A 5,685-nucleotide genomic window follows, 5' to 3' on the forward strand; every position below is an offset into this window, starting at 1 on the left:
GTGAGCACGGCGGCGCCGACGTGCGGACCGCCACGCTGGCCGAGGTCGTCCGCCTGCTCGCCGCCGCCGACCCCAACATCGCCCAGATCCCGCAGAGCCACTACGTGTACGTCAACGTGCTGCGGCAGCAGGGGTCGGCGGCGCAGCGGGCGTTCTTCTTCGCCGAGGTCCTGGCGGGCCGGCGGTTCGGCAACGCGCAGTCGGAGGCGGGCACCAGGCACGTGCAGGACTACCGCACCCGGCTGCGCCCCGCCGAGGACGGCGGCCACGTCCTCGACGGCGTCAAGCACTACTCGACCGGAGCCCTGTTCGCCGACTGGATCACCGTGTTGGCCAAGGACCCCGCCGACCGGCTCGTCGTCGCGTACGTGCCGGCCGGCGCGCCCGGCCTGACGGTCGTGGACGACTGGGACGGCATGGGCCAGCGCACCACGGCCAGCGGCACGGTCCGGCTGGAGGGCGTGCGGGTGCCCGCCGACCGCGTCGTCCCCCACCACCTGACCTTCACCGGGCCGCAGCTGCACGGCGCCCACGCGCAGCTGCTGCACGCCGCGATCGACGTGGGCATCGCCCGCGCCGCGCTCACCGAGGCGGCCGAGTTCGTGCGCACCCGCAGCAGGCCGTGGTTCGAGAGCGGGGCCGGCCACGCCGCCGACGACCCCCTGACCATCCAGCGCTTCGGCGAGCTGGAGGTCTCCGTACGGGCCGCCGAGGCTCTGCTGGGCGAGGCCGGGCGGGCGGTCGACCGCGCGCGGGAACGGCTCGACGACGAGACCGCCGCGGCGGCGTCCATCGCGGTCGCCACGGCGAAGGCCTTCGCCGACCCGGCCGCCGTCGAGGTGAGCGACGCGCTGTTCGAGGTGTCCGGCACCAGGTCGGCGCTGGACTCGCTCAACCTGCACCGGCACTGGCGCAACGCCCGCACCCACACCCTGCACGATCCCGTGCGCTGGAAGATCCAGCACATCGGCAGGTACGCGCTGAGCCGGACCCTGCCCCCGCGGCACGGCCTGATCTGATCCGGTCCCATTTGACGGAGGTTCCGCCATGTCCACCATCGTCGTCCTGTCCGGCAGCCCCTCGGCGGTCTCGCGTACCGCCGCCCTCTGCGCGCACCTCGCCGACCGGCTGCGCCTCCTCGGCCACGAGGTCGACGGCGTGCAGGCGCGCGACCTGCCCGCCGAGGCGCTGCTGTCGGCCGACACACGGCATCCGCGCATCGCCGAGGTCGTCCGCCTCGTCGAGGAGGCCGACGGCGTCCTGGTCGCCTCCCCCGTGTACAAGGCCGCCTACAGCGGGCTGCTGAAGACGGTGCTCGACCTGCTGCCGCAGTTCGCGCTCGCGGGCAAGGTCGTGCTGCCGGTCGTCACCGGCGGCAGCCCCGCCCACGTGCTGGCCATCGACTACGCGCTCCGCCCGGTCCTGACCTCGCTCGGGGCCGACCACGTCGTGCCGAAATGGTTCGTCCTGGACCGGCACATCGCGGTCCGCGACGGCGAGGCCGGCCTCGACCCGGAGCACGCCGCCCCGCTCTACCGCGTGGTGGACGGCTTCGCGTCGGCCGTGGCCGCGCGCCGCCCGCTGCTCGCCGCGTCCTGAAGGGACTGCCATGACACTGACGTTTCACTGGTTCTTGCCCACGTACGGCGACAGCCGCCACCTCGTCGGCGGCGGGCACGGCACCGACGTCACCACCGCCGGCGGGGACCGGCCGGCCTCACTGGCGTACCTCGGCCAGATCGTGCGCGCCGCCGAGCAGCTCGGCTTCGAGGGCGCGCTCACCCCGGCGGGGGCCTGGTGCGAGGACGCCTGGCTGACCACCGCCATGCTGGTCGCCGGCTCCGAACGGCTGAAGTTCCTGGTCGCCTTCCGTCCGGGGCTGCTGTCGCCCACGCTCGCCGCGCAGATGGCCGCCACGTTCCAGCGGCACTCGGGCGGGCGCCTGCTGGTCAACGTCGTCACCGGCGGCGAGGACCACGAGCAGCGCGCCTACGGCGACTTCCTCACCAAGGACGAGCGCTACGAGCGCACCGACGAGTTCCTCACGGTCGTCCGCGGCCTGTGGCGCGGGGAACGGGTCACCCTGGAGGGCAGGCACGTCGGCGTCACGGACGCCGCGCTGAGCCGGGTGCCGTCCCCGGTCCCGGCGGTGTACTTCGGCGGGTCGTCCCCGGCGGCCGGGCGGGTGGCGGCGCGGCACTGCGACGTCTACCTGACCTGGGGCGAGCCGCCCGCGCAGGTGGCGGAGAAGATCGGCTGGATCCGCCGGGAGGCGGCCGCGGCCGGCCGCGAGGTGCGCTTCGGGATCCGGCTGCACGTCATCAGCCGGGACACCTCGGCGCAGGCGTGGGCGGAGGCCGAGCGCCTGCTGTCCGCGCTCGACCCCGCGGTCATCGCGTCGGTGCAGGCCGGCCTCGCGCGCAGCGGGTCGGAGGGGCAGCGGCGGATGCGGGCCCTGCACGGCGGCCGCACCGACGCGCTGGAGGTCTCGCCGAACCTGTGGGCCGGGGTCGGCCTGGTCCGCGGCGGCGCGGGCACGGCGCTCGTGGGCAGCCACACCGAGGTGGCGGAGCGCATCGAGGAGTACCACGCGCTCGGGATCGACGAGTTCGTGCTGTCCGGTCACCCGCACCTGGAGGAGGCCTACTGGTTCGGCGAGGGCGTCCTGCCCCTGCTGCGCCGCGGGGGGCTGTGGCGGCACCCGGTGGACACGCTGGAGGACCCGGCTCCCGCCGCCATCCCGTTCGCCGGCGCCCCGTCCCGGTGACGCTCAGGCGCCCATCGCGTGGACGCCGCCGTCGACGTGGACGATCTCACCGGTGGTGGCGGGGAACCAGTCGGACAGCAGCGCGACGCACGCCTTGGCGGCGGGGGCGGTGTCGGCGAGGTCCCAGCCGAGCGGGGCCTTCTCCGGCCAGGAGTCCTCGAACTCCTTGAACCCGGGGATGCTCTTGGCCGCCATCGTGCGCAGCGGACCGGCGGCGACGAGGTTGACCCGGATGCCGTGCCTGCCCAGGTCGCGGGCGAGGTAGCGCGAGCAGGACTCGAGCCCGGCCTTGGCCACGCCCATCCAGTCGTACACGGGCCACGCCTTGGTCGCGTCGAAGTCCAGGCCGACGACCGCGCCGCCCTCCTTCATCAGCGGCAGGCAGGCGACGGCGAGCGACTTGAACGAGAACGTCGAGACGTGGACCGCCGTGGCGACGTCCTCCCACGACGTGTTGAGGAAGTTGCCGCCGAGGCAGGACTGCGGGGCGAACCCGATCGAGTGGACGACACCGTCCAGCCCGTCGAGGTGCGCGCCGACGCGGTCGGCGAGCGTGTCGAGGTGGTCGTCGTTCTGGACGTCCAGCTCGATCACCGGCGGCGGCTCGGGCAGCCGCTTGGCGATGCGCTCGACCAGGCTGAGGCGGCCGAAGCCGGTCAGCACGACCTGGGCGCCCTCCTCCTGGGCCAGCTTCGCCACGTTGAAGGCGATCGACGCGTCGGTGAGGACGCCGGTGACCAGCAGTCGCTTCCCGTCCAGCAAACCCATGTCCAGCTCCAGTCTGTCGTCCGCTCGGTGGCCTGTTCTATGGCCTGTTCAGTGGCCCATGCCGAGGCCGCCGTCGACGGGGATGACCGCCCCGGTGATGTAGGAGGCGTCGTCGCTCGCCAGGAACCTGACGACCCGGGCGATCTCCTCCGTCTGCGCCTGCCGCCCGAGCGGGATGCTCTTGCGGATCTGCTCCTGCTGCGCCTCGTCGAGCACCGCGGTCATGTCGGTCTCCACGAACCCCGGCGCGACCACGTTGACCGTGATGCCGCGCGAGCCGAGCTCGCGGGCCAGCGACCGGCCGAAGCCGACCAGGCCGGCCTTGGAGGCGGCGTAGTTGGTCTGACCGGCCGAGCCGGACAGGCCGACGACGGAGGAGATCAGGATGATGCGGCCGCGCCGCAGCCGCAGCATGGGCCGCACGGCCCGCTTGGCGACGCGGTAGGCGCCGGTCAGGTTCGTGTCGATGACGTCGGTGAAGGTCTCCTCCTTCATCATCGGCAGCAGCGTGTCCTTGGTGATCCCCGCGTTGGCGACGACCACCTCCACCGGGCCGTGTTCGGCCTCGGCCTTCTCGAAGGCGGCGTCGACGTCGGCGGAGCTCGTCACGTCGCAGCGGACCCCGAACAGCCCCTCCGGCGGCTCGCCGGAACGGTAGGTGATGGCGACGGCGTCCCCCGCGGCGGCGAGCTCACGGGCGATCGCGAGACCGATGCCGCGATTTCCGCCGGTGACGAGTACAGAGCGAACCATGCGACCGACGGTATCGGCTACTTGGGGGTAGTCCACTTGTCCGCTGGACACAAGATCACAGGGTTAGGATCGTGGACATGCGCCAGATCGACCCCGACTTCCTCGCCCTGCCGCTGCGGCGGCTGGCGGACGCGGCCCTGCAGCGCGCCCGTGACCTGGGAGCCGAGCACGCCTCGTTCCGGCTCGAACGCGTACGCGCCGAGACGCTGCGCCTGTTCGACGCCCGGCTCGAGGGGTCCTCGGATGCCGACGACCTCGGCTTCGCCGTACGGGTCGTCAAGGACGGCACCTGGGGCTTCGCGTCCGGGATCGAGCTGACCCCGGAGGCGGCGGCCCGGGCCGCCGAGGAGGCCGTCCGGGTGGCGGCGGTCAGCGCGCCCATCAACCGCGAGCCGGTGGAGCTCGCCCCCGAGCCGGTGTACGGCGACGTGACCTGGGTGTCGTCCTACGAGGTCGACCCGTTCGACGTGCCGCTGCCGGACAAGGCGGCGCTGCTCGCGGAGTGGTCGTCGGGTCTGCTCGGCCGGGTCGACCACGTCTCGGCCTCGCTGACGCAGGTCAAGGAGCAGAAGTTCTACGCCGACTCGGCCGGCACGGTGACCACGCAGCAGCGGGTGCGGCTGCACCCCGTCCTGACGGCGATGCGGGCCGACGGCGACCGGTTCGACGACATGCGCACGCTGGCCCCGCCGGTCGGCCGGGGGTACGAGTACCTGACCGGCACCGGCTGGGACTTCCCCGCCGAGCTGGCCGAGATCCCCGACCTGCTGGACGAGAAACTCAAGGCGCCCTCGGTCGAGGTCGGGCCGTACGACCTGGTGGTCGACCCGTCGAACCTGTGGCTCACGATCCACGAGTCGATCGGCCACGCGACCGAGCTGGACCGGGCGCTCGGCTACGAGGCGGCCTACGCCGGCACCTCGTTCGCCACCTTCGACCAGCTCGGCAGCCTGCACTACGGCTCGCCGGTGATGAACGTGACGGGCGACCGCACGGTCGAGCACGGCCTGGCCACCGTCGGCTGGGACGACGAGGGCGTGGCCGGCCAGTCGTTCGACATCGTCCGCGAGGGCACGCTGGTGGGCTACCAGCTCGACCGGCGGATGGCGCTGCTCAAGGGGCTCGGCCGGTCGAACGGCTGCGCGTTCGCCGACTCCCCCGGGCACGTGCCGATCCAGCGGATGGCCAACGTGTCGCTCCAGCCGGCCGCGGGCGGCCCGTCCACCGACGAGCTGATCTCCCGGGTCGGGCGCGGGATCTACGTCGTCGGCGACAAGAGCTGGTCGATCGACATGCAGCGGTACAACTTCCAGTTGTCCGACTAATCTGGCGTTTGCCCAGGTAAACAGGGTAAAGTCAGCAGGCGGGCCCACAAAATGCCCGCAATCGGAGCTTCA

At 72.9% G+C, this 5,685-nt stretch carries 5 protein-coding genes and 1 pseudogene; 4 read left to right on the plus strand and 2 right to left on the minus strand.

Annotation, left to right across the window (positions count from 1 at the left end):
• The 3 genes from AB0J39_RS37760 to AB0J39_RS37770 form a co-directional block, all read left to right on the plus strand.
• Positions 1-1,019 (plus strand): SfnB family sulfur acquisition oxidoreductase (locus AB0J39_RS37760; protein WP_363473748.1); only part of this gene is annotated, 1,019 nt, incomplete at its 5' end.
• A 28-nt stretch (positions 1,020-1,047) separates the two neighbouring features.
• Positions 1,048-1,599, plus strand: a complete 552-nt coding sequence (gene ssuE, locus AB0J39_RS37765) for an NADPH-dependent FMN reductase (RefSeq protein WP_363473750.1) — start codon at positions 1,048-1,050, stop codon at positions 1,597-1,599.
• A 10-nt stretch (positions 1,600-1,609) separates the two neighbouring features.
• A complete protein-coding gene (locus AB0J39_RS37770) occupies positions 1,610-2,767 on the plus strand; it encodes an LLM class flavin-dependent oxidoreductase (protein ID WP_363473752.1) in 1,158 nt (385 codons plus the stop codon).
• A 3-nt stretch (positions 2,768-2,770) separates the two neighbouring features.
• On the opposite strand, the gene fabI is transcribed toward AB0J39_RS37770, so the two are convergent.
• Together fabI and fabG are read right to left on the minus strand one after the other, a co-directional pair.
• Entirely contained in the window at positions 2,771-3,535 is a 765-nt protein-coding gene (gene fabI / locus AB0J39_RS37775; RefSeq protein ID WP_346227259.1) for an enoyl-ACP reductase FabI, read from the minus strand.
• A gap of 48 nt (positions 3,536-3,583) precedes the next feature.
• Positions 3,584-4,288, minus strand: coding sequence for a 3-oxoacyl-[acyl-carrier-protein] reductase (gene fabG / locus AB0J39_RS37780; protein WP_363473754.1), 705 nt, complete (start codon positions 4,286-4,288; stop codon positions 3,584-3,586).
• Positions 4,289-4,365: 77 nt separating this feature from the next.
• Here fabG and AB0J39_RS37785 point away from each other — a divergent pair.
• Positions 4,366-5,607, plus strand: a pseudogene (locus AB0J39_RS37785) (TldD/PmbA family protein); the annotation flags it as partial.
• Between the last annotated feature and the right edge of the window lie 78 nt (positions 5,608-5,685).

Origin of the sequence: Microbispora sp. NPDC049633, from assembly GCF_040675265.1 — a bacterium.
GTDB lineage: Bacteria > Actinomycetota > Actinomycetes > Streptosporangiales > Streptosporangiaceae > Microbispora > Microbispora maris.

Excerpts from the sequence above, each read along its gene's own strand:
- ssuE (WP_363473750.1), top strand. The coding sequence starts at position 1,048 with ATGTCCACCATCGTCGTCCTGTCCGGCAGCCCCTCGGCGGTCTCGCGT.
- AB0J39_RS37770 (WP_363473752.1), top strand. The coding sequence starts at position 1,610 with ATGACACTGACGTTTCACTGGTTCTTGCCCACGTACGGCGACAGCCGC.
- fabI (WP_346227259.1), bottom strand. The coding sequence starts at position 3,535 with ATGGGTTTGCTGGACGGGAAGCGACTGCTGGTCACCGGCGTCCTCACC.
- fabG (WP_363473754.1), bottom strand. The coding sequence starts at position 4,288 with ATGGTTCGCTCTGTACTCGTCACCGGCGGAAATCGCGGCATCGGTCTC.